Origin of the sequence: Aureimonas psammosilenae, assembly GCF_009176975.1 — a bacterium.
In the GTDB taxonomy this organism is placed as follows: Bacteria; Pseudomonadota; Alphaproteobacteria; order Rhizobiales; family Rhizobiaceae; genus Plantimonas; species Plantimonas psammosilenae.
Genome location: NZ_WEZG01000026.1, coordinates 1 through 19,016 on the forward strand (window position 1 = coordinate 1; position 19,016 = coordinate 19,016).

The 19,016-nt window shown below is 64.7% G+C and carries 22 protein-coding genes and 1 rRNA gene; 9 read left to right on the forward strand and 14 right to left on the reverse strand.

The window, feature by feature from the left end; translation table 11 throughout:
• The 6 genes from rrf to F9929_RS23245 all read left to right on the forward strand — a co-directional run.
• Window positions 1-101 (forward strand): 5S ribosomal RNA (gene rrf / locus F9929_RS23220); the annotation flags it as partial.
• Window positions 102-775: 674 nt separating this feature from the next.
• On the forward strand, window positions 776-1,606 hold the full coding sequence (locus F9929_RS23225) for a transporter substrate-binding domain-containing protein (RefSeq protein WP_152048939.1): 831 nt from the start codon (window positions 776-778) through the stop codon (window positions 1,604-1,606).
• A gap of 37 nt (window positions 1,607-1,643) precedes the next feature.
• On the forward strand, window positions 1,644-2,288 hold the full coding sequence (locus tag F9929_RS23230; protein ID WP_152048940.1) for an amino acid ABC transporter permease: 645 nt from the start codon (window positions 1,644-1,646) through the stop codon (window positions 2,286-2,288).
• The gene (locus F9929_RS23235) at window positions 2,285-2,947 is read left to right on the forward strand and encodes an amino acid ABC transporter permease (protein ID WP_152048941.1); all 663 of its coding nucleotides are present in this window, start codon (window positions 2,285-2,287) and stop codon (window positions 2,945-2,947) included. The genes F9929_RS23230 and F9929_RS23235 overlap by 4 nt, the downstream gene beginning before the upstream one ends.
• Window positions 2,944-3,750: an amino acid ABC transporter ATP-binding protein gene (locus F9929_RS23240; RefSeq protein ID WP_152048942.1), complete on the forward strand. Its 807-nt coding sequence runs from the start codon at window positions 2,944-2,946 to the stop codon at window positions 3,748-3,750. Before F9929_RS23235 ends, F9929_RS23240 begins: the two co-directional genes overlap by 4 nt.
• On the forward strand, window positions 3,747-4,520 hold the full coding sequence (locus F9929_RS23245; RefSeq protein ID WP_152048943.1) for a UTRA domain-containing protein: 774 nt from the start codon (window positions 3,747-3,749) through the stop codon (window positions 4,518-4,520). Before F9929_RS23240 ends, F9929_RS23245 begins: the two co-directional genes overlap by 4 nt.
• 49 nt (window positions 4,521-4,569) lie before the next feature.
• On the opposite strand, the gene F9929_RS23250 is transcribed toward F9929_RS23245, so the two are convergent.
• The 5 genes from F9929_RS23250 to F9929_RS23270 all read right to left on the reverse strand — a co-directional run bounded on the left by F9929_RS23250 (window position 4,570) and on the right by F9929_RS23270 (window position 7,095).
• Entirely contained in the window at window positions 4,570-4,854 is a 285-nt protein-coding gene (locus tag F9929_RS23250; protein WP_152048944.1) for a hypothetical protein, read from the reverse strand.
• Window positions 4,855-4,891: 37 nt separating this feature from the next.
• Window positions 4,892-5,089, reverse strand: a complete 198-nt coding sequence (locus F9929_RS23255; protein WP_152048945.1) for a hypothetical protein — start codon at window positions 5,087-5,089, stop codon at window positions 4,892-4,894.
• Window positions 5,090-5,168: 79 nt separating this feature from the next.
• Window positions 5,169-6,542 (reverse strand): LLM class flavin-dependent oxidoreductase, encoded by a 1,374-nt coding sequence (locus tag F9929_RS23260; RefSeq protein WP_152048946.1) that lies wholly within the window; start codon window positions 6,540-6,542, stop codon window positions 5,169-5,171.
• Window position 6,543: 1 nt separating this feature from the next.
• A complete protein-coding gene (locus F9929_RS23265; protein ID WP_152048947.1) occupies window positions 6,544-6,849 on the reverse strand; it encodes an addiction module antidote protein in 306 nt (101 codons plus the stop codon).
• A gap of 15 nt (window positions 6,850-6,864) precedes the next feature.
• Window positions 6,865-7,095 carry a hypothetical protein gene (locus F9929_RS23270; RefSeq protein ID WP_152048948.1) on the reverse strand — a complete coding sequence of 77 codons (231 nt, stop codon included), beginning with the start codon at window positions 7,093-7,095 and terminating at the stop codon, window positions 6,865-6,867.
• Window positions 7,096-7,296: 201 nt separating this feature from the next.
• Between F9929_RS23270 and F9929_RS23275 the strand changes: the two genes are divergently transcribed.
• A complete protein-coding gene (locus tag F9929_RS23275; protein WP_152048959.1) occupies window positions 7,297-7,974 on the forward strand; it encodes a polysaccharide deacetylase family protein in 678 nt (225 codons plus the stop codon).
• A gap of 3 nt (window positions 7,975-7,977) precedes the next feature.
• Here the strand turns inward: F9929_RS23275 and F9929_RS23280 are convergent, their stop codons facing one another.
• The 6 genes from F9929_RS23280 to hutI form a co-directional block, all read right to left on the reverse strand.
• Entirely contained in the window at window positions 7,978-8,775 is a 798-nt protein-coding gene (locus F9929_RS23280) for a hypothetical protein (RefSeq protein WP_152048949.1), read from the reverse strand.
• 92 nt (window positions 8,776-8,867) lie between these two features.
• Entirely contained in the window at window positions 8,868-9,461 is a 594-nt protein-coding gene (locus F9929_RS23285) for a HutD/Ves family protein (RefSeq protein WP_152048950.1), read from the reverse strand.
• 14 nt (window positions 9,462-9,475) lie between these two features.
• Window positions 9,476-11,149, reverse strand: coding sequence for a urocanate hydratase (hutU, locus tag F9929_RS23290; RefSeq protein WP_152048951.1), 1,674 nt, complete (start codon window positions 11,147-11,149; stop codon window positions 9,476-9,478).
• Window positions 11,146-11,955 (reverse strand): N-formylglutamate deformylase, encoded by an 810-nt coding sequence (gene hutG, locus F9929_RS23295; protein ID WP_152048952.1) that lies wholly within the window; start codon window positions 11,953-11,955, stop codon window positions 11,146-11,148. The genes hutU and hutG overlap by 4 nt, the downstream gene beginning before the upstream one ends.
• Window positions 11,952-13,493: a histidine ammonia-lyase gene (gene hutH / locus F9929_RS23300; RefSeq protein WP_152048953.1), complete on the reverse strand. Its 1,542-nt coding sequence runs from the start codon at window positions 13,491-13,493 to the stop codon at window positions 11,952-11,954. The genes hutG and hutH overlap by 4 nt, the downstream gene beginning before the upstream one ends.
• The gene (gene hutI, locus F9929_RS23305; protein ID WP_152048954.1) at window positions 13,490-14,740 is read right to left on the reverse strand and encodes an imidazolonepropionase; all 1,251 of its coding nucleotides are present in this window, start codon (window positions 14,738-14,740) and stop codon (window positions 13,490-13,492) included. Before hutI ends, hutH begins: the two co-directional genes overlap by 4 nt.
• Window positions 14,741-14,849: 109 nt before the next feature.
• Between hutI and F9929_RS23310 the strand changes: the two genes are divergently transcribed.
• Window positions 14,850-16,199 (forward strand): formimidoylglutamate deiminase, encoded by a 1,350-nt coding sequence (locus F9929_RS23310; RefSeq protein ID WP_152048955.1) that lies wholly within the window; start codon window positions 14,850-14,852, stop codon window positions 16,197-16,199.
• A gap of 232 nt (window positions 16,200-16,431) precedes the next feature.
• On the opposite strand, the gene F9929_RS23315 is transcribed toward F9929_RS23310, so the two are convergent.
• The 3 genes from F9929_RS23315 to F9929_RS23325 form a co-directional block, all read right to left on the reverse strand.
• Window positions 16,432-17,280, reverse strand: a complete 849-nt coding sequence (locus tag F9929_RS23315; RefSeq protein ID WP_152048956.1) for a hypothetical protein — start codon at window positions 17,278-17,280, stop codon at window positions 16,432-16,434.
• Between the two features lie 189 nt (window positions 17,281-17,469).
• Complete coding sequence (locus F9929_RS23320; RefSeq protein WP_152048957.1) at window positions 17,470-17,760, reverse strand: hypothetical protein; 291 nt, start codon at window positions 17,758-17,760, stop codon at window positions 17,470-17,472.
• 186 nt (window positions 17,761-17,946) lie between these two features.
• Window positions 17,947-18,336 carry a PIN domain-containing protein gene (locus F9929_RS23325; RefSeq protein WP_152048958.1) on the reverse strand — a complete coding sequence of 130 codons (390 nt, stop codon included), beginning with the start codon at window positions 18,334-18,336 and terminating at the stop codon, window positions 17,947-17,949.
• A 534-nt stretch (window positions 18,337-18,870) separates the two neighbouring features.
• Between F9929_RS23325 and F9929_RS23335 the strand changes: the two genes are divergently transcribed.
• The coding region (locus tag F9929_RS23335; RefSeq protein ID WP_193227892.1) for a recombinase family protein at window positions 18,871-19,016 on the forward strand (146 nt) is incomplete at its 3' end.

Below are 19,016 nucleotides of genomic sequence, written 5' to 3' on the forward strand. Positions count from 1 at the left end.
GGAGACCCCAACACCCGATCCCATTCCGAACTCGGCCGTGAAACGCTCCAGCGCCCATGATACTTCGTCTCAAGACGCGGGAAAGTCGGTCGCCGCCAGATCCGCCAACAACAAATACACAGCTTCTCACCTCACAATCAGACACACAAAACATCAAACCAAACACTTCCCCACAGCACCAAACACACACTGAGCGCTGAACACACGGCCCCAAATGTAAACGCCAGGGGTGGTAGCGCGATGCGGACGCAGCGCGGACAGAACGCAGCGCTTAACGGGCGCCGGGCGCAGTCGCAAACGCGCTCACCACCAAGCCAGAAAACCTCAGAGGAATCACCACGCCCCGGTTTGCGGGCGAGGAACCGGGCCGGTGGACGGTGATGTAAGGCAGCCAAGCCAACGCGGGAAGACCGGGGTCAGCAATAACGCAGCCGGAAACAGCGCCATACCGGCGATCACTCGATCGACCGGGATACCCCTCGCGACGGGAGAAGCCCTTCCTTTGCAAGGTTGCTTAGATCAACCGTGATGCGCCGTTGGCCGCAACACCGAACTGGATGAGGCTGGCGACAACGGTTTGCCAGTCGCTGTCACGAAGGCCAAGGCCTAGCGGCCGCTTCTTCCCCAATCCACTTAGTTCATGCCGTATTCTTGTGCACGCGAAAATCGTGCCTTTCGAATTGACAATGCCTTTTCTGCTAGTTGATATGTCTAGGCATATCCGCCGCGCAAGCGGTGCTCCCGTTTCGCCCGAAACGTCCGGCAGGAGACTGGCATGAACAAACGCACCCTTCTCCAGGCGGCTTTCGGTGTCGCTCTCGCTTTGTCCGCCCCGGCGATCGCGCATGCCGAGGATGCGCTCGCGCGCGTCAAGGCGGCGGGCGTCCTGAAGGTCGGCACTGAGACCGCTTTCGCACCCTTCGATTTCGTCGACGAGGCGGGCGAGCATGCCGGGCTCAATGTCGACGCTTTCGCCGAGATCGGCAAGGAACTCGGCGTCAAGATCGAATGGGTCGAACTCCCCTGGGACGGCGTCTTCCCGGCGCTGGAAGCCGGTCAGTTCGACATGGTCGCGGGTCCCGCCACCATCACCAAGGCGCGCACCGAGCGCTACCGCTTCCTGTCGCCGGTCGCCGAAGCCACCGTCGCCATCCTGAAGGGCGCCAAGGACGAGACGATCACCAAGCCGGAAGACATCGCCGGCAAGACGGTCGGGGCCGGCAAGGCCACGGCGCAGCTCGCGCAGTTGCAGGCCTTCGGCAAGACCCTGCCCCAGCCGGTGGACGCGCGCGAATATCCCGCCTTCAACGAGGCCTATGCCGATCTCGCCGCAGGCCGCATCGTGGCTGTTGCCAACTCCCTCCCCAACATCGCCTATGTCGCGTCCAAGCAGCCGGAAATCTTCGCGGTGGTGACGCCGCCCTTCGGCCAGAAGAGCTATTTCGGCTTCATCGGCACCAAGAAGGCGGACGACCAGGCGCTGCTCGACGCCGTCCAGGCCGCGCTTGTCAAGATCAAGGGCGATGGACGGATGAAGGCCATGCAGGAGAAGTGGTTCGGCACCTCCTTCGACACGCCGGACGTCGCGCCCGAACCCGCCTTCTAAGGCTTTGTCGGCGGGGCTCGCTTCGTAGGACGTTTCCATGTCGATGCGACTGTTCGAGCTGATGCTGAAGGCGGCGGGCTACACCGTCGTCCTCTCCTTCACATCGATCGCGATCGGGCTTTTGATCGGGATCGCGGTCTGCGCCGCCAAGCTGTCACCGAGACCTTGGTTGCGCTGGCCGGCAGTGACCTTCGTCAGCTTCTTCCGGGGCGTGCCGCTCCTCGTCCAGCTTCTCCTCATCTACAATCTCCTGCCGACGCTCGGACTCTCCGTGCCGAGTGTCGTGGCGGCCCTGATCGGCTTGTCCCTGTGCACCGCCGCTTATCAGGCCGAGAACCTGCGCGGCGGCTTCCAGAGCGTGCCGCGCGGCCTTCTGGAAGCGGCCGACATGGCGGGGCTGACCCCCTGGCAGCAGTTTCGCCGCATCCGCGCGCCGATCGCGTTGCGCCTCACCGTACCCGCCCTCGTCAACGAGGCGATCCTGATCCTGAAGGCGTCCTCCCTGATCTCGGTGGTGGGCGTCATCGAGCTGACGCGCATGGCGCAGAACTTGTCCGCCTCGACCTATCGCCCGCTTCTCTTCTATTCAGTGGCAGGGGCCATCTATCTCGTGATCAACTGGACGGTCGCGGGCGGCGGCGGCGTTGCCGAGCGCTTGATGCGCCGAGGCCGCCTCGCATGAGCTTCGATCCCGCCGTCATCCTCGCGGCCATGCCGGCGATCCTGTCCGGGCTGAAGGTCACGCTCGGCATCTGGCTCGCCGCCATGATGCTCGGGGCCGCCCTCGGGTTTCTCGTCGCGGCGCTCCGCCGCTTCGGCCCGACGCCCATTGGCCTCGTTCTTCGCCTTGTGGTCGAGGTGCTGCGCGGGACGCCCTTTCTCGTTCAGATCTTCCTTCTTTATTTCGGCGGCCCGTTCATCGGCCTGAAGCTCGATCCGATCCCGGCAGGGCTTCTCGGCCTCACCCTTTATGCCGCCGCTTATTTCTCCGAGATCTTCCGGGCAGGCTTCGCCGCCGTTCCCAAGGGCCATGTCGAAGCGGCCGAATGCTTCGGCTTTTCCCGGGCCCAGATCATCCGGCGCATTCTCGTTCCCGAAATGACGATGCTGGTTCTGCCGCAATGCGTGAACATGGCGATCATCCTCTTGAAGGAGACCGCCGTTCTGTCGATCGTCACCGTGCCGGAAATGACGGCGGTGATCAGCGCGCTCGGCTCGCAGCAATATGCCTTCGTGGAGGCGCTGTTCCTGCTCGCCTTGATCTACTGGCTCCTGGTCGAGATCTGCGGCTGGGCGGGCCGGGTGGCCGAGCGCCGGCTTTCCAAGTTCAGGTTCGCATGACCCTTTCCCCTGCCGCCGTTTCCATCCGCGACCTGTCGAAGAGCTACGGCAAGACCGAGGTTCTCCACAGCGTCAGTCTCGAGGTGCCGCGCGGGGCCACCACCTGCCTGATAGGGCCCTCTGGCTCCGGCAAGTCGACGCTTCTGCGCTGCATCGCCTTTCTAGAGGAAGCCACGAGCGGCACGATCCTCGTCGACGGTCAGCCGCTCGGCTTCGAGGAGCGGGAGGGGGCCAAGCGCGTGCGCTTGTCCCCGCAGCGCATCCGCGAAGTGCGCGCCGGCATCGGCATGGTGTTCCAGCAGTTCAATCTCTGGCCGCACATGACGGCGCTCGGCAATGTCACGGAAGCGCTCGTCACCGTGCGCCGTCTGCCCAAGAAGGAAGCCACCGAGCGCGGCATGGCGCAGCTCGCCCATGTCGGCCTCGAAGCGCGCGCCCATCATTATCCGTCCGAGCTTTCCGGCGGCCAGCAGCAGCGCGTGGCGATCGCGCGGGCGCTGGCGCTGGAGCCGCAGATCCTTCTCTTCGACGAGCCGACCGCCTCGCTCGATCCAGAACTTACCGGCGAGGTTCTGAACGTCATGCGCCGGCTCGGGGAAGAGGGCATGACCATGGTGGTGGTGACCCACGAGATCGGCTTTGCCGCGACCGTCGGCCAGCGCATCGCCTTCCTCGATCATGGCCGGATTCTCCTCGACGGCGCGCCGGGCGAGATTTTCGCATCCCCCCGCCATCCGCGCCTGACCCAGTTTCTCGAAACCTATCTCGATCGCGGCGCGGCCATGCTGTTGAAGGAAGCGTGAGGGCTCCTTCTTCCATGTCGTCCGGCTCGCTCAAGACCGAAACGCGCCACGCCCATATCGTCGGCGACATCCGCGCCCGTATCGTGGAAGGGGCTTGGCCGCCGGGCTTCCAACTGCCGGTCGAGACCGAGCTTGCCGAACGCTACGGCGTGTCGCGCATGACCATGAACAAGGCGCTGGCGCAACTCGCGCGCGAGGGCTTTCTCGTTCGGCGCAAGAAGATCGGCACGCAGGTCGCCCAGCCCCGCGCCCAGTCCATGGTGATGGCGATCGCCGATATCCGCGACGAGGTGCGCGCATCCGGCCGCGAGCACCGCTTCCGCTTGCGCGAGCGCCGGGCACGCTTTGCGACGGATGGGGACGCGGCCTTTCTGGGCCAGGAGATCGGGGGTCAGGAGGTCGTATGGCTGGAAGGCTTGCATCTGGCCGACGAGCGCCCCTTCTGCCTGGAAACGCGCCTCATCAATCCCGGCATTGCCGGCGAAGCGGCCACCCAGGATTTCGCCGATCTCGCCCCCGGCGCCTGGCTGTTGCAGACCATTCCCTGGAGCAGCGCCCGCCATCGCGTCAGGGCCGTGAATGCAGGGGCCGCGGAAGCCAAGGCGCTCGATCTCGCGGTCGGGGAGGCTTGTCTCGAAATCGTGCGATCCACCCATGTCGCGAGCGACTGGGTGACGGCGGTACGTCTGCTTTATCCCGGCAACGGCCACCAGCTCGTGGCCGATTTCGGCCCGGAAGCGCAGGAAGCGTCGGCGGGGTCTCAGGCATAGACATATGGAGGCGGGCGGTGGGGCCGGTTCGCCCTCCCTCGATCGAGGGTTAGTGCTTCGTCCGCTTCGCCTTCTTCAGCTTGCCACCCGGATCGCCCGTTCCGATGATGAGGTCGTCGCGGTTGCGGGAGCCGAGCGCCAGATCGTGAAGGATCGAGACCTTGTGAGGGTCGTTCTCGGCCGCCAGGATCACGGCATGGAACGCGCCCCGGCTGATGTCCTTCTTGGATGCTTCCGGATGGTGCTCCCGCACCAGAGCCATGAGCTGCTTGGGCTTCATTCCGGGCTGCGCATAAAGAGCGATCGTGCGCGCCACCGCGTCGAGCTTGGCCATCCCACGCCTTCATCACACTGTTGAATGAAGCTCGTTTCTACAGCGATTGCGGAAGGCTTGCCAACGCATCTACCGATCGCGCGTTTTTTGGCTCCGGGTCGTCTTCGTTTGGAGCCGCGTCGTCGTCGTCGCCCTCGTCATCGGGAGCGGTCGGATCGCGAAACGCCTCGTCGTCGGAATGCCGGATTTCTTCCAGATCGGGCGTGATGGGGCTGATGCCGGGAATATTGGACATGGGTGCCTCCAAGGATCTGAAGCCGATACGGCCGGGCGGAAGGAATGTTCCGCCGGCAGCGCACCTCGTGCCGGGCAGTTCAGCCCTTGGCGCGCGCCGCCGCGTAGCGGTTGGGCGGCGTGGAAAGGCCGAGATGGGCGCGTAGCGTTTCACCCTCGTAATCCTTGCGGAACAGGCCGCGCCGGCGAAGTTCCGGCACCACGAGGCGGGTGAAGTCCTCCAAGCTCGAGGGCAGCGTCGGGCACATCAGGATGAAGCCATCGGCCGCGCCCGTTTCGAACCACTCCTGCATGAAGTCGGCGACTTGCCCCGGCGTCCCGATCAGCCCATTGCCGGTATGCTGGCGCGCGTAATGGGTGATCAGCTCGCGCATCGTGTGGCCCTGGCTTACGAAGTCTTTCAGCTCCGCGAACATCGCCTTCGAGCCCTTGGCCTTCTCCGGCATGCGATCCATCGGGAAGGGCTCGTCCAGGGCGACGCCATGAAGGTCGGTTTCCAGGAATTCCTGGAGCATCAGGAGACCGACATCCGGATGCATCAGATCGACCAGGGCCTGCGCCTTGGCTTCCGCTTCTTCCCGCGTTTCGCCGACATTGACGACGACGCCCGGCATGATCTTCAGATCGTTCTCGTCGCGCCCGTACTTCGCCATCCGGCCCTTCACATCGGCGTAGAAGGCGCGGTTCCTGTCGATGTTGGAAGCGAGCGAGAACACCATCTCGGCCGTGCGGGCGGCAAGCTCCATCCCTTGTTCCGAACCGCCCGCCTGCGCGATCACCGGGCGCCCCTGCGGGGTGCGCGCGATGTTGAGCGGTCCGCGCACCTGGAAATGCTTGCCCTTGTGGTCGAGGGTGTGGAGCTTGTTCTTGTCGTAGTAGAGCCCGCTTGTCCGATCGAGGAGAAGCGCGTCGTCCTCGAAACTGTCCCAAAGGCCGAAGACGGTGTCGATGAACTCCTGCCCGCGCTCGTAGCGCTCGGCATGGGGGGCGAGGCCTTCGCGGTTGTAGTTGTAGCCTGTTTCGTCGTGGTCGGAGGTCACGACGTTCCAGGCGATGCGCCCCTTGGCGATATGGTCGGCTGAGGCGAAGAGCCGGGCGATGTTGTAGGGCTCGTAATAGCTGGTGGAGGCGGTGGCGACGAAGCCGATCCGGCTTGTGTGCTGCGACAGGGCGGTGATGGCCGTGATCGGCTCGAAGCGGTTCATCTTAGTGGGGTTGCGGCAAAGCGCGGCCGGATCGCCGACGGCACTCGCCGGGCTGTCGGCGAAGAACATGAAGTCGAGCTTGGCGCTTTCCGCGGTCTTCGCGCATCGCACGAGATGGGACAGATCGTTCGCCCCATGCACGTCGCTGCCCGGATGCAGCCACGCCGCCGGATGGAAGCCGAACGTATAAACGAAGGTGCCGAGCTTCAGCGTGTCGGGTCTTGTCCGGGTCGTCGGGGCATCGGTCATGTCAGGCTGCTTCCGCATCCAGGTCCACAGGCACCACGGTCAAGTTGAACCCAAGGGCCTTCACGATATCGAGGAATGTGGAAAACTTCAGGTCACCCTCGGCACTCAAAGCCTCATGGAGCGCTTCCTGCGTGATGCCGGCACCCTCGGCGATAACCTTGATTCCACGGGCACGGACGATAACGCCGAGTGTTTGGACGATGCTGGCGTGATCGCTTTCCCGAAAGGCCTCGTTGAGAAAACCGGCTTGCCCTTCGATCGTTTCCAGGTACTTGGCCACGTCGAAAGGTGCCGTTTCGATCGTCATATCAAACCTCTCGGGTCATGGCTTCGGCATCTCGATGAGGCTGGGCCGTTCCGACTCCTCGCCGGCTTCGGCGCAGGCTTGAAGATAATCGTTCACCGCTTCCTCCAATGCCATCCGCAAAGCGTTTGGGTCTTCTGCATCGAAGCCAACGATATCCTCGATCCCGAGAATGCGTCCTATGAGGATTCCTTCCTCGGCATCGATTTCGATTTTCGCTGTATAGCCGCGATAGGTCAAAGCGTTCATGGCTTGATCCTCAGTTTCCTGAGATAGTCGCGGGCATCCCGCGCCTGATGCCCATTCTGCTTCATGCCCTTTCCGTGCCAAAGACGGCACGGATGCGCGGATACGAGCGGAGCGATTGTGTTGGCGGAAGATCACATCACGAAGTCTGACAACGTCAATGCAGGCGCCGCTCCGCTCAACGCCCGCGGCTTCCCCATTCTCATGTACCACCATGTCTCGCATGCGCCGCCGCGCGGCACGAAATCGCGCTACATGTTCGTCAGCCCGTCCCGGTTCCGCAGCCAGATGCGAGCCCTGAAGCTCCTCGGCTATGTCGGCTGCTCGATGGCCGATCTCGGCGATTATCTCACGGGGAGGAAAAAGGGCCGCGCCGTCGGGATCACCTTCGACGACGGTTATCGCAACGTCTTCACCGACGCCCTGCCGGTTCTGGAGGAGTTCGGCTTCACCTCGACGACCTATTTCGTCAGCGGGCAGGTCGACGGCTTCAACGCCTGGAATGTCGGGCGAATGCCGCATGCGCCCTGCATGAGCCGTTCGGAGCTTCGCCAATGGGCCGATCGCGGACAGGAAGTCGGCGCCCATACCGTGGATCACGCCCGCCTCGGCACCTTGGAGGAAGGCGAGGCGCGGCGACAGATCGCGGACAGCAAGCGGCAGTTGGAGGACATGACCGGCCGCGCCGTTTCCGCTTTCAGCTATCCCTTCGGCAGCCTCAACGACCGCGTGGTGGAGGTGGTGCGCGAAAGCGGCTTCGCCTCGGCGACCACCACGGTCAGCGCCCGCGCGACGGGAAGCGAGGACCCGATGCGCCTTCCGCGCTTCACGGTGCGCCGCACGGACTGGCTGCCGGGCTTCTTCTGGAAGCGGATTCTCTAGCTCTCAACTCGCAGCGGGACGCCGTGCGGCGTTCGAGTTCGAGGCCTGATCCATCCAGTAGGACTGACCCGCGACGATCTCCTTCGTGATCCGGTGTTCCTCCCGCCATTGGCGGCCGAGGTCCTCGATGTAATAAGCGCCGATCTCGCCGATGATCATGTTGCGGAAGTCGGCGACATAGCGCTCCAGCTTCCCGTTGAGGCCCCGGCAGAACTGTTTTTCAGGGTCGAAGGCGGGGTTCATCAACTCGGCCGAACGCCTAGCGAAGTCACCTCGCAGGAAAGACGGGCCGGTCAGGAAATTCTGGCGCTTCACCCCGTAGCGGAACTTCCGGTTGAACAGCTTCACGTGGCGCTGCGCGTAGCAGAACGATCCCTTCTTGCGGATGTCCCAGGCTTTGTTGTCGTGGTTGAAGCTGATCTGCCCGAGCCAGGGATAATCGGCGAAGGGCTGGAGATGATCCGGATGAACCGGGCGGTTGAGGAGCCAGTCGTCTTCCAGATGGAGAACGATGTCAGTGGAACTCGCCAGCCAGTTGGACGTGACCGCCGTGGTGAAACCGGCTTGGTCGGGCAAGCGGATGATGGCTTGCGGGTCGAAGGAGCGGATCAGCGAAACGCATTCCGCTTCGTCGGCTTCGTTTCCAAAGAGCGGGTCCACATTGACGATGAACCGCCGGACCCCGAAATGCCGCAGGAGATTGTCGTGAAAGGAGCGAAGCGTCCGTTCCAGAAGAGCCGGGCGCCGGGTGGCGACGAGACAGACGTCGATCCGGTCGAGACTGATGGATGCGTTCGCCATGGGCAAACACCCCCTCGGGACTGTGATGGAGCAGTCGCTTCGGAACTGCCGGGGCATGCTCGATAGCGCTGTAGATAGGGCCTATTTAGGCGTCAATATACCGATCGGTAATCTTGGCGGGACGGAGACAGCGCGTCGATCTCCACCACGAAGACCTGCGCGGTTTCGTTTCCTCGCTCGATCCTTGCCGGGCTTTCCAGAACGAGGGCGTCGAGCCGTTCGAGCTGCAGCTCTTCCCCGTTCACGGCGATCAGGGAGGCCTCCGCTGCCACGAGAACGGTGCATGGCCCGTTGGCAGTAATCCCCTCACCGCCGAGGCGCTGCATCCGGTGGGTGAAGCCGCTGCGCCGGGTCATGATGTTGAGATCGGTGATGGGGCCGCCGAGAAGGCGGGCGGATGTCGGCGCGTCGGCGGGAAAGGCGAGCGGCGAGGACGTTGGCGAAAGCCTGTGCGTTCCCATTCCCTCGACGGCGAGTTCCATGCCCTCGCCGGACAGAAGCGCCAGGGTCCGGTCGACGCCGGGAAATACCGAAAACGGCCCGTCTACCGCGACGCTTGCCACCGACACGCGCCAGTGGAAGTCGGCAAGGTCCGCGTTTGCGGGATGAACAGCGATCTCCACCGTTTCCCCGCCGCCGTTCTTCCACCTCATGCGCTTGTGGTCGCTCGCCTTCAGGACGCGCATGACTGTCGCCCTTCTCAGTTGCCGAGGATGGCGGGCAGGCGGAGGTCTTTTTCCGTCGCGCACTCCACCGCGACCTCGTAGCCGGCATCGGCATGGCGCATGACGCCCGTCGCCGGATCGTTCCAAAGAACGTTGGCGATGCGCCGGTCGGCATCCTCGCTGCCGTCGCAGCAGATCACCATGCCGGAATGTTGGCTGAACCCCATGCCGACGCCGCCGCCATGATGCAGCGAGACCCAGGTCGCGCCCGACGCGGTGTTCAAAAGCGCGTTGAGAAGCGGCCAGTCGGACACGGCGTCGGAGCCGTCCCGCATCGCCTCGGTTTCGCGGTTCGGCGAGGCGACGGAGCCGGAGTCGAGATGATCGCGCCCGATCACCACCGGGGCCTTCAGCTCGCCGTTTCGCACCATCTCGTTGAAGGCGAGGCCAAGCCGATGCCGGTCGCCGAGGCCCACCCAGCAGATGCGCGCCGGAAGACCCTGAAAGGCGATGCGCTCGCGCGCCATGTCGAGCCAGCGGTGGAGATGGTGGTTGTCGGGCAGAAGCTCCTTCACCTTGGCGTCGGTGCGGTAGATGTCTTCCGGGTCGCCGGACAAGGCCGCCCAACGGAAGGGTCCGATGCCCCGGCAGAAAAGCGGGCGGATGTAAGCCGGCACGAAGCCGGGGAAGTCGAAGGCGTTTTGGAGGCCCTCGTCCTTCGCCACCTGCCGGATGTTGTTGCCGTAGTCGAGCGTCGGGATGCCCCGCTCGTGGAAGGCGAGCATGGCTTCCACATGGGTTCGCATGGAAGCGCGCGCGGCCCGCTCCACGGCTTTGGGATCGCTTTCGCGCTTTTCCCGCCATTGCGCCATCGTCCAGCCGGCGGGAAGATAGCCGTTGATCGGGTCGTGCGCCGAGGTCTGATCGGTGACGATATCGGGCCGGATGCCCCGCTTCACCATTTCGGGCAGGATCTCGGCGGCGTTGCCGAGGAGCCCGACGGATTTCGCCTCGCCTGCCGCCGTCCAGCGCTCGATGATGGCCATCGCCTCGTCTAGACTGCCGGCCTTCTCGTCGAGATAGCGGGTGCGAAGGCGGAACTCGATCGAGTCCGGATTGCATTCCACCGCGAGGCACGAAGCGCCCGCCATCACGGCCGCGAGCGGCTGCGCGCCGCCCATGCCCCCTAAGCCCCCGGTCAAGATCCATTTGCCCTTCAGGCTGCCACCGTAATGCTGGCGGCCCGCTTCCACGAAGGTCTCGTAGGTGCCCTGCACGATGCCTTGCGTGCCGATATAGATCCAGGAGCCGGCGGTCATCTGGCCGTACATGGCCAGACCCTTTTTATCCAACTCGTTGAAATGGTCCCAGGTCGCCCAATGCGGCACGAGGTTGGAATTGGCGATGAGGACGCGCGGCGCGTCCTTGTGGGTGCGGAACACGCCCACCGGCTTGCCGCTTTGAACGAGCAGCGTTTCGTTGTCTTCGAGGGTTCGCAGGGTCGAGACGATGCGGTCGAAATCGTCCCAGGTGCGCGCCGCGCGCCCGATCCCGCCATAGACCACGAGCTCGTTCGGGTTCTCCGCGACGTTCGGATCGAGATTGTTCATCAGCATCCGAAGGGGGGCTTCGGTGAGCCAGCTTTTGGCGGTGAGTTCCGTGCCGGTCGCGGCGCGCACGGTGCGGATGTTGTGGCGCGGATTGCTCATCGGCTCGTTCGTCCCAAAGAAAGCGCGACCGTCTCGATGCGGCGCAGAAGGGTGCGGAGATGGGCGCGCAAGAGTTCCGCCTTCGCCTCGTCATAGGCGAAGGGCGGCGTCTCGGTGGTGAGATGCGAGCTTTGCGAGAGTTCCATCTGGATGGCGTGGACGCCCGTTTCCGGGCGCGCGTAATGGCGCGTCGTCCAGCCGCCGCGGAAGCGGCCGTTGAGCACGCTCGAATAGTCTTGCGCGGCCTGCACCACCTCCAGGGCCGCCCTCTCGATGGCGGGCGCGCATGTGCTGCCGCCATCGGTGCCGATGTTGAAATCCGGCAAGGTTCCGTCGAACAGGAAGGGGATACGGGAGCGGATCGAATGGCAGTCGTAAAGAACCGCGACGCCGTGGAGCGCCTTCACCCGTTCGATCTCTGCCGCCAGAGCCGCGTGATAGGGCGCGTGGAAGCGTTCCAGCCGCTCGGCGATGTCAGCTTGCGTCGGTTCCTCGCCTGTCCGCCAGATCGGCAGCCCGTCGAAATCGGTACTCGGGATCAGCCCGGTCGTGTTCTGGCCGGGATAAAGGCTGTCGCCCGACGGATCGCGATTGGCGTCGACACAATAGCGGTGGAAGGTGGCGCGTACCGTGGTGGCATCGGAAAGAAGGCCGTCATAAAGGCGGTGGATGTGCCAGTCCGTGTCGCGAAGGACCTGGCCATCTTCGTTCAGCCGCGCGGCGATGTCGGGCGGCACCTCCGTTCCCGTATGGGGAAAGGCAAGGATGACCGGCGAGGCGCCCTGATGGATCTCGGCGACGCTCACTGCGCGTCTCCGAGACCCGGCAGAAGGCCGGGCGACACGCTGTTCTCGAGCGCGCCGCCCGCCACGAGAGCGGCGGCCGATGCCAGATCACCGGCGAGATAGCGGTCCTCTTCCAGCGCCGGAACAGTGGCGCGAACCGTTGCCACGGCTCGTTGCAGTTCCGGGCTCGTTTCCAAGGGACCGCGCAGCTCGACGCCTTGCACCCCGGCGAGCGCCTCGATGCCGAGAATGCCGAAAAGGTTCTCCGTCATCGGCAGAAGCCGCCGCGCTCCATGGCAGGCCATGGACACGTGGTCTTCCTGGTTGGCGGAAGTTGGCGTCGAATCCACCGAAGCCGGATGCGCCATCTGCTTGTTTTCGCTCATCAAGGCGGCAGAGGTGACTTCGGCAATCATCAGGCCGGAATTCAGCCCCGGCTTCTTGGCGAGAAAAGCGGGTAGGCCGAAGGACAAAGCCGGGTCCACCAGAAGCGCGATCCGCCGCTGCGCGATGGCCCCGATCTCGCAAGTTGCCAGCGCGATTTGATCCGCCGCGAAGGCCACCGGCTCGGCATGGAAGTTGCCGCCCGACACGACCGAGCCGTCGGACAGCACCAAAGGATTGTCGGTGACGGCATTCGCCTCGATCTCGAGCGTCCGCCCCGCCTGGCGCAGGATGTCGAGGCAGGCCCCGTCGACCTGCGGTTGGCAGCGGATGCAGTAAGGGTCCTGCACGCGCTCGTCTCCCTGCACATGGCTTTCGCGGATGGCCGAGCCTTCCAGAAGGCGGCGCAAGGCCGCGCCCGCGTCGATCTGGCCGCGATGGCCGCGAAGCGCGTGAATCTCGGGGTGGAAGGGTGCGGAGGAGCCCATGGCGGCGTCGGTGGACAAGGCGCCCGTCACGAGAGCTGTGCGCAGGGCGCGGCCCGCACGGAAGAGGCCTGCGAGCGCCAAGGCCGTCGAGACCTGCGTGCCGTTGATGAGCGCCAGACCTTCTTTCGCCTGGAGCACCACGGGCGTGAGACCGGCCCGCGCCAAAGCCTCCCCACTGGGCAGCCGTTCATGGCCAAAGAAAGCCTCGCCTTCGCCCATCATGGCCGCCGTCATATGGGCGAGCGGGGCGAGATCACCGGAAGCCCCGACCGAGCCCTTTTCGGGAATGACCGGCACGATGCCCTTTTCCAGCATTGCCTCGATCAACCGCACGAGATCAAGGCGGATCCCCGACGCGCCGCGCCCGAGCGACACGAGCTTCAGCGCCATCACGAGGCGCACGACGTTTTCGGGCAAGGGGCTCCCAAGCCCGCAGCAATGCGACAGGATCAGGTTGCGCTGGAGCTTGGCGAGATCGGCCATGTCGATCTTGATCGAGGCGAGTTTCCCGAAGCCCGTATTGATGCCGTAGACCGGCTCGTTTCCGCCCGCGATCTCCGCGATCCGCGCCGCGCCGCGTTCGATCGCCGGGTCGAAGGAGGGATCGAGCTTGGCGGCTTCGCCCGTCCAGTAGAGATGTTCGAGATCGGCCAGCGAAACGGCGCCCGGATGAAGCGTCAGGGTCATGGAGAAGTCCTCGCACCCTTGAAGATGCGTGCGTGAAGCGGGTTGAAGCCGATGCGGTAGACGAGCTCGGCGGGGCTTTCGATGGTCCAGATCGCGAGATCGGCGGATTTGCCGGCCTCCAGCGTGCCGGTCTCAGTGAGGAGGCCGAGGGCGCGCGCGGCTTCCCGCGTCGTGCCGGCAAGGCATTCCGCGACCGTCATGCCGAAGAGCGTCGCGCCCATGTTCATCGTGAGAAGAAGCGAAGTGAGCGGCGAGGTGCCGGGATTGCAGTCGGTGGCGAGCGCCATGGGCACGCCGGCGATGCGCAGCGCTTCCACCGGCGGCTTTCGCGTTTCGCGCAAGGCGTAGAAAGCGCCGGGCAGAAGCACCGCCACCGTGCCGCTTTCCCGCATCGCGGTGATGCCCTCCAAGCTCAAATATTCGAGATGGTCGGCCGACAGCGCCCCATAAGAGGCCGCGAGCCCGGCCCCGCCGAGGTCGGACAGTTGTTCGGCATGGAGCTTCACCGGGACACCCAGCGCCTTCGCGCGATCGAAGACGCGGGCGATCTCAACGGGCGAGAAGGCGATCCCCTCGCAGAACCCGTCCACCGCATCGACCAGCCCTTCGGCATGGGCGCGCTCCAGGCCCGCCAGCACGACCTCGTCGAGATAGGCCTCCCGGCGCTCCCGGTATTCCGCCGGCAAGGCATGGGCGGCGAGCCAGGAGGTGACGACGCGCACGGGCCTCGCTCGTTCCAGCGCCCGCGCGGCGCGCAGCATGTTGAGTTCCGTCTCGACATCGAGGCCGTAGCCGGACTTCACCTCCACCGTGGAAACGCCTTCGTCCAGAAGCGCGTCGAGGCGCGGCAGGGCGGCCTGCACCAGACCATCGACATCCAAGGTGCGCGTCGCCGCGACGGAGGACACGATGCCCCCGCCGGCGCGGGCGATCTCCTCGTAGCTCGCCCCTTCCAGGCGCATTTCGAACTCACGGGCGCGGTTGCCGCCGTGGACGAGATGGGTGTGGCAGTCCACCGGCGCGGGCGTCACCCAGCGCCCCTCGCCGTCCCATTCCGGCAGGACGGCGTGGAAGCTCGCCGGCAGGGCGGCGGCGGGGCCGGCATAGGCGATGCGGCCCTCGCGCACGACGAGCGCGCCGTTCTCGACGATCCCGAGCGGGCCCGCTCCCGTCGCCATCGTCGCGAGCCGGACGTTGCGAAGGACGTAGCCGCTGTTCGCCGCTTCCGGGGAAGAGAATGGGTGCATCGGGGATGCCTTTCCTTTCGCTGCTGTAATGTATAGACATATAAGGGACCTTGGCAAGCGCGTCGTTCGAACCACCTGAACGCCGCCGCCATTCCGCGGGAGAAACGGGATGACCACGATCCACGCAGGTTCTGCGCTCCTCCCCAACGGATGGGCCGAGGATGTCCGCGTCAGCGTCGCGGGCGGCATGGTCGAAGCGATCGAAACGGGCGCTTCCCCGCAAGTTGGCGACGAGCGGGTGGAGATGCTGCTGCCGGCGCTGGCGAACCTTCACAGCCACGCCTTCCAGCGGGCGATGGCGGGGCTCGCCGAGCGACGGGGACCGGGCGCGGATTCGTTCTGGAGCTGGCGCGACGTAATGTATCGCCTCGCCTTGTCCATGACCCCCGACCAGCTCGAAGCGGTCGCCGCGCAGCTCTACATGGAAATGCTGGAAGCCGGCTTCGGGCGGGTGGGCGAGTTCCATTACCTCCACCACGATCGCGATGGCGCGCCTTATGCCGACCCCGCCGAACTCGCCGGACGCATCATGGCCGCGAGCGCCGAGACGGGCATCGGCCTGACGCTGCTTCCCGTGTTCTACGCTCATTCCGGCTTCGGCGGCCAAGTTCCGAGCGAAGGCCAGCGGCGCTTCGTGCATTCCCCGGACGCTTTCGCGCGCCTCTTTTCCACCTGCCGCGACAGGCTGGCTTCCGTCCCCGGCGCGGTTCTGGGCCTCGCCCCGCACAGTCTGCGCGCGGTGACGGGAGAGGAACTTGGCCTCCTTCTGCCATTGGCCGAGGGTGGGCCGATCCATATCCACGTCGCCGAGCAGGTGCGGGAGGTCGAGGACTGCCTCGCCTTCACCGGTGCACGGCCCGTCGAATGGCTCCTCGACCACGCGCCCGTCGATGGCAAATGGTGTCTGATCCACGCGACGCACATGACGGATCGGGAAACGCGGGCGATGGCGGCGAGCGGCGCTGTCGCGGGGCTTTGCCCGATCACCGAGGCCAATCTCGGCGACGGCATTTTTCCCGCCCCTCTCTTTCTGGAAGAAGGCGGTGCCTTCGGTGTCGGCTCGGACTCCAACGTCCTGATCTCGCTGCCGGGGGAACTCCGGCAGTTCGAATATTCGCAGCGCCTCGGCAACCGCGCCCGCAATGTCGTCGCCGCGCCCGGTGGCTCCACCGGCGAGGCCCTGTTCGCGCAAGCGCTCGCGGGCGGCGCGAAGGCGCTCGGGACGACAAGCGGCATCGCGAAGGGCAATGCTGCCGATCTCGTGTCCCTGGACCTCTCGACTGTCCCCTACCTGCCGCGCGAGGCCGTGCTCGATCACTGGATCTTCGCTGCCGGCATCACGGTGGATCGCGTCTGGACGCGCGGGCGCAGAATTGTGGAAGGCGGCCGCCACCTTCGCCGCGAGGCGATCGCAAGTCGCTTCATCCGCGCGATGACGGAGCTTCGGGAAGCGATCTGAGCGGCCCTGCTTATTGGCGAAGCAAGGTGCTGAGCCGTGGATCGATGTCTATACATAGAGACCCGGTCCCATGCCTTTTCCTGCCAGATCCAGCCGGCCAGCGTGGTTGCAAAGCCAACCCGTGGAAAGCCGCATCGGCTGAAATGGCACTGTCGCAGGAGAAGTGCGCCCTGTTTCCGGTAGCCGCTTGGTGGGAACCGCCCGATGCACCCGATAGCGGTTGGGCCGAGGCTCAGGCCTTGTAGAAAAGATCGTGCTCCGCCGGGAGCCGTCGGTTCAGTTCTGCCAACGTCCCGGAGCGGATGGCGGCGTAGAGAAGCGTCTGGTCACCGGGATCAGCGCCGACAAGCTCGCAAGGGTCGTCGTTCCTCGCGAACCGCCCAAGCGCCGTTGAAAGATCGGTCGGCGGATATTTCCAAAGATAGGAGCAGGTGACCATCTCGGTGCGGCCGTCGACAGGAAAGGAGATGGTCGCCGGACCTTGGCCACCGTCCGCCGGCAACGCGACCTCGATTTCGCCCGGATGCACAGGCCAACCCAGCGACACGAGCATCGAGGCGGTGATTTCGGCAAGAAGCGGACCATCGTATTCGGTGTGGGCGGGTACGAAGGTCAGACGACCGATGCGCCGTCGATCGAACTCGTGCAAGGCCGAAAAGGAGCCGAGCGCCTCGTGGGCACCGATGGTCTGGCCGGGATCGAGGCGTTGCGCCGCTTTCCAGAGCGAGCGAGCGTCAACCTCATCAGCTTCGATGGCCTCGACGGCCGTGAGCGCGGAGATCGTCGCATCGAGGATTCGCGTTTCATGAGGAGACGGATCGCTGCTTGCCTCGTCGCGCTCGTCATCGAGATCGTCCCCCCGGTTCGCGGACGCCTTGCGCTCCGCCGAATGCCGAAACTTTCGCATCCCAACGGCAAGATCGGGCTTCAAAAGGGCGGCGCAGCCGAAAGCGACGAAGATGACGCACGCCAGAAGGCATGCCCATCCTGTCATGTCGAAAGGCCGCCGGACCGCGACGACCACGATGGCGGCCAGTACGAAGAAGGTTACGCCCGCATAGAGTTCACGCCTCGACGGCAAGTTCGCCTCCATCGGCCTTGGAGCCGTCCCGCTTACGCTTCTCGCTCACATTCATTCTCGGCAACCCGATGCACGCGCTTCACGGCAACGCCTGCTTCAGCGCGAGGTTGGTTGGACACTCACCGTCCTGAAAGGGTCGATACCCGAACGACCGAAGCGTCAGGTTTTGCTCGGCCGAGAACGGGTTGGCTACAACCCGGAGTTCTTGCACAAACGGTAGAGCAGACGAACTTTCGGGTGCGCGGCTCCATATTGGGAGCGGAACGTTCCCTTTTTCCGGCACGCGGCAATCTGCTCTCGGGTCGGCTGGGTTCCGCGCCGCGCCCGCTCCCGCGCCAGCCTGCGCGCTTGAATTTCGGCTGCGTCGCCAACCGCCGACATCGCTGGGTTTCCAGCCGGATTGGACGGGCCCAGAACATCCTGGGCCATTGCCGTCGACGCAACCACCATGATCAAACCGGACAGCAGCAAAAAGCGCATCGAAGCCTCCGATCGACGTGGCCCTCACGGTCGCCACTCTCAATCCACCCATCTTTGTCATGAAGCATCATGGACAAAGGCATGATCCGTCGTCTGCTACGGGTTCCGCTGCCTTTAGCAGAATAGCCAATGCCATATCCGAAACCAGGGCGCGGCCAGCATACCATCGGTGGTGATGGTTCCGCTCTAGCGGATCAGGACAACATCGACCCCGATCTCCTGTGCAACCTCCGCCCAAGCCCTGTCCGCGGTGACAGCGGGAAGTCCGAGCCTTTTCGCCAGCGCCAAGCACGCACGATCCCCATGCGACAGACCAAGCCGCGCGGTTGACGCCCGCATCATGCCCGCCGCAAGCGCAAGGTCTCGATCCAAGGGGCGGGTGTCGAGCCGCAACGCCTCGATCAGGCTGGGCACGACCTCTATCGGCACGCCCTTGTCGATCGCCTTGGATGCGACCTCCTGAAGGTTGATCGCCGAGATCGCTGCATCCCGCATCCAACGCCGAGCTTCGCCGGCTCCCGCTTCCTCGTTGAGATCCGCGAACACGGCCGAGGTGTCGATCACACAGCTCGGCATTCTCAGCGTCCCTCGAGCGGGGTTGTGGTTCCGCTCTCGTTTGAACTCTCCGCGCGCCGATCGGCAATGATCTCGTCAGCGATCGACGGGCCAGCGGGGACAAACTGCCGGAAGAGGGCACGAGCGCGGTCAAGGGCAGCATCGGGCGTCGACAACCGTACCTCACCATCGACGAGTTCTGCCATGACCTGACCACCCTTTTCGACACCTAGCGAGGCGCGAAGCGATGCCGGCAGGACCAATCGACCATTTGGTAGAACGTTGACCCGTATCATTGCACGACCTTTGGCTGCCCTTGGAATAAATACTATCTCGTGGTCATTCTCGCGCATAGTGTCAAGCGACACCCTCCGAGCCTCCATTCAATCGCGTGACCACAACGAGTGCTCAAGCGCGTAGAGCATATTCCAGATCGGTATACCGATCTGGCGCTTTCCGGCGGAACGCGGGAAATTGTCCCATAGCGGTCGGTTTTCGAATTTGGTACGACCCATTCGTCCGAACCACCCTTCCGGTACGAATTCGAGCCTTTCCATGCCCCGTTTCGGCTATGCCCGCGTGTCTTCCACCGATCAGGACCTGACGATCCAGCTCGACAAGCTGAAGAGCGCCGGTTGTTCGGTGATCCGGTCGGAGAAACTGTCGGGCAAGTCGGTGGAGGACCGGCCCGAGCTTGCCAC

Bases quoted from the DNA above. Each gene is read 5' to 3' on its own strand.
- F9929_RS23240 (WP_152048942.1), top strand. From the start codon at position 2,944: ATGACCCTTTCCCCTGCCGCCGTTTCCATCCGCGACCTGTCGAAGAGC.
- F9929_RS23265 (WP_152048947.1), bottom strand. From the start codon at position 6,849: ATGACGATCGAAACGGCACCTTTCGACGTGGCCAAGTACCTGGAAACG.
- hutU (WP_152048951.1), bottom strand. From the start codon at position 11,149: ATGAGCAATCCGCGCCACAACATCCGCACCGTGCGCGCCGCGACCGGC.
- hutI (WP_152048954.1), bottom strand. From the start codon at position 14,740: ATGCACCCATTCTCTTCCCCGGAAGCGGCGAACAGCGGCTACGTCCTT.
- F9929_RS23310 (WP_152048955.1), top strand. From the start codon at position 14,850: ATGACCACGATCCACGCAGGTTCTGCGCTCCTCCCCAACGGATGGGCC.
- F9929_RS23320 (WP_152048957.1), bottom strand. From the start codon at position 17,760: ATGCGCTTTTTGCTGCTGTCCGGTTTGATCATGGTGGTTGCGTCGACG.
- F9929_RS23250 (WP_152048944.1), bottom strand. From the start codon at position 4,854: ATGGCCAAGCTCGACGCGGTGGCGCGCACGATCGCTCTTTATGCGCAG.
- F9929_RS23230 (WP_152048940.1), top strand. From the start codon at position 1,644: ATGTCGATGCGACTGTTCGAGCTGATGCTGAAGGCGGCGGGCTACACC.
- F9929_RS23280 (WP_152048949.1), bottom strand. From the start codon at position 8,775: ATGGCGAACGCATCCATCAGTCTCGACCGGATCGACGTCTGTCTCGTC.
- F9929_RS23275 (WP_152048959.1), top strand. From the start codon at position 7,297: ATGTACCACCATGTCTCGCATGCGCCGCCGCGCGGCACGAAATCGCGC.
- hutH (WP_152048953.1), bottom strand. From the start codon at position 13,493: ATGACCCTGACGCTTCATCCGGGCGCCGTTTCGCTGGCCGATCTCGAA.
- F9929_RS23255 (WP_152048945.1), bottom strand. From the start codon at position 5,089: ATGTCCAATATTCCCGGCATCAGCCCCATCACGCCCGATCTGGAAGAA.
- F9929_RS23260 (WP_152048946.1), bottom strand. From the start codon at position 6,542: ATGACCGATGCCCCGACGACCCGGACAAGACCCGACACGCTGAAGCTC.
- F9929_RS23285 (WP_152048950.1), bottom strand. From the start codon at position 9,461: ATGCGCGTCCTGAAGGCGAGCGACCACAAGCGCATGAGGTGGAAGAAC.
- F9929_RS23235 (WP_152048941.1), top strand. From the start codon at position 2,285: ATGAGCTTCGATCCCGCCGTCATCCTCGCGGCCATGCCGGCGATCCTG.
- F9929_RS23325 (WP_152048958.1), bottom strand. From the start codon at position 18,336: ATGCCGAGCTGTGTGATCGACACCTCGGCCGTGTTCGCGGATCTCAAC.
- F9929_RS23225 (WP_152048939.1), top strand. From the start codon at position 776: ATGAACAAACGCACCCTTCTCCAGGCGGCTTTCGGTGTCGCTCTCGCT.
- F9929_RS23270 (WP_152048948.1), bottom strand. From the start codon at position 7,095: ATGAACGCTTTGACCTATCGCGGCTATACAGCGAAAATCGAAATCGAT.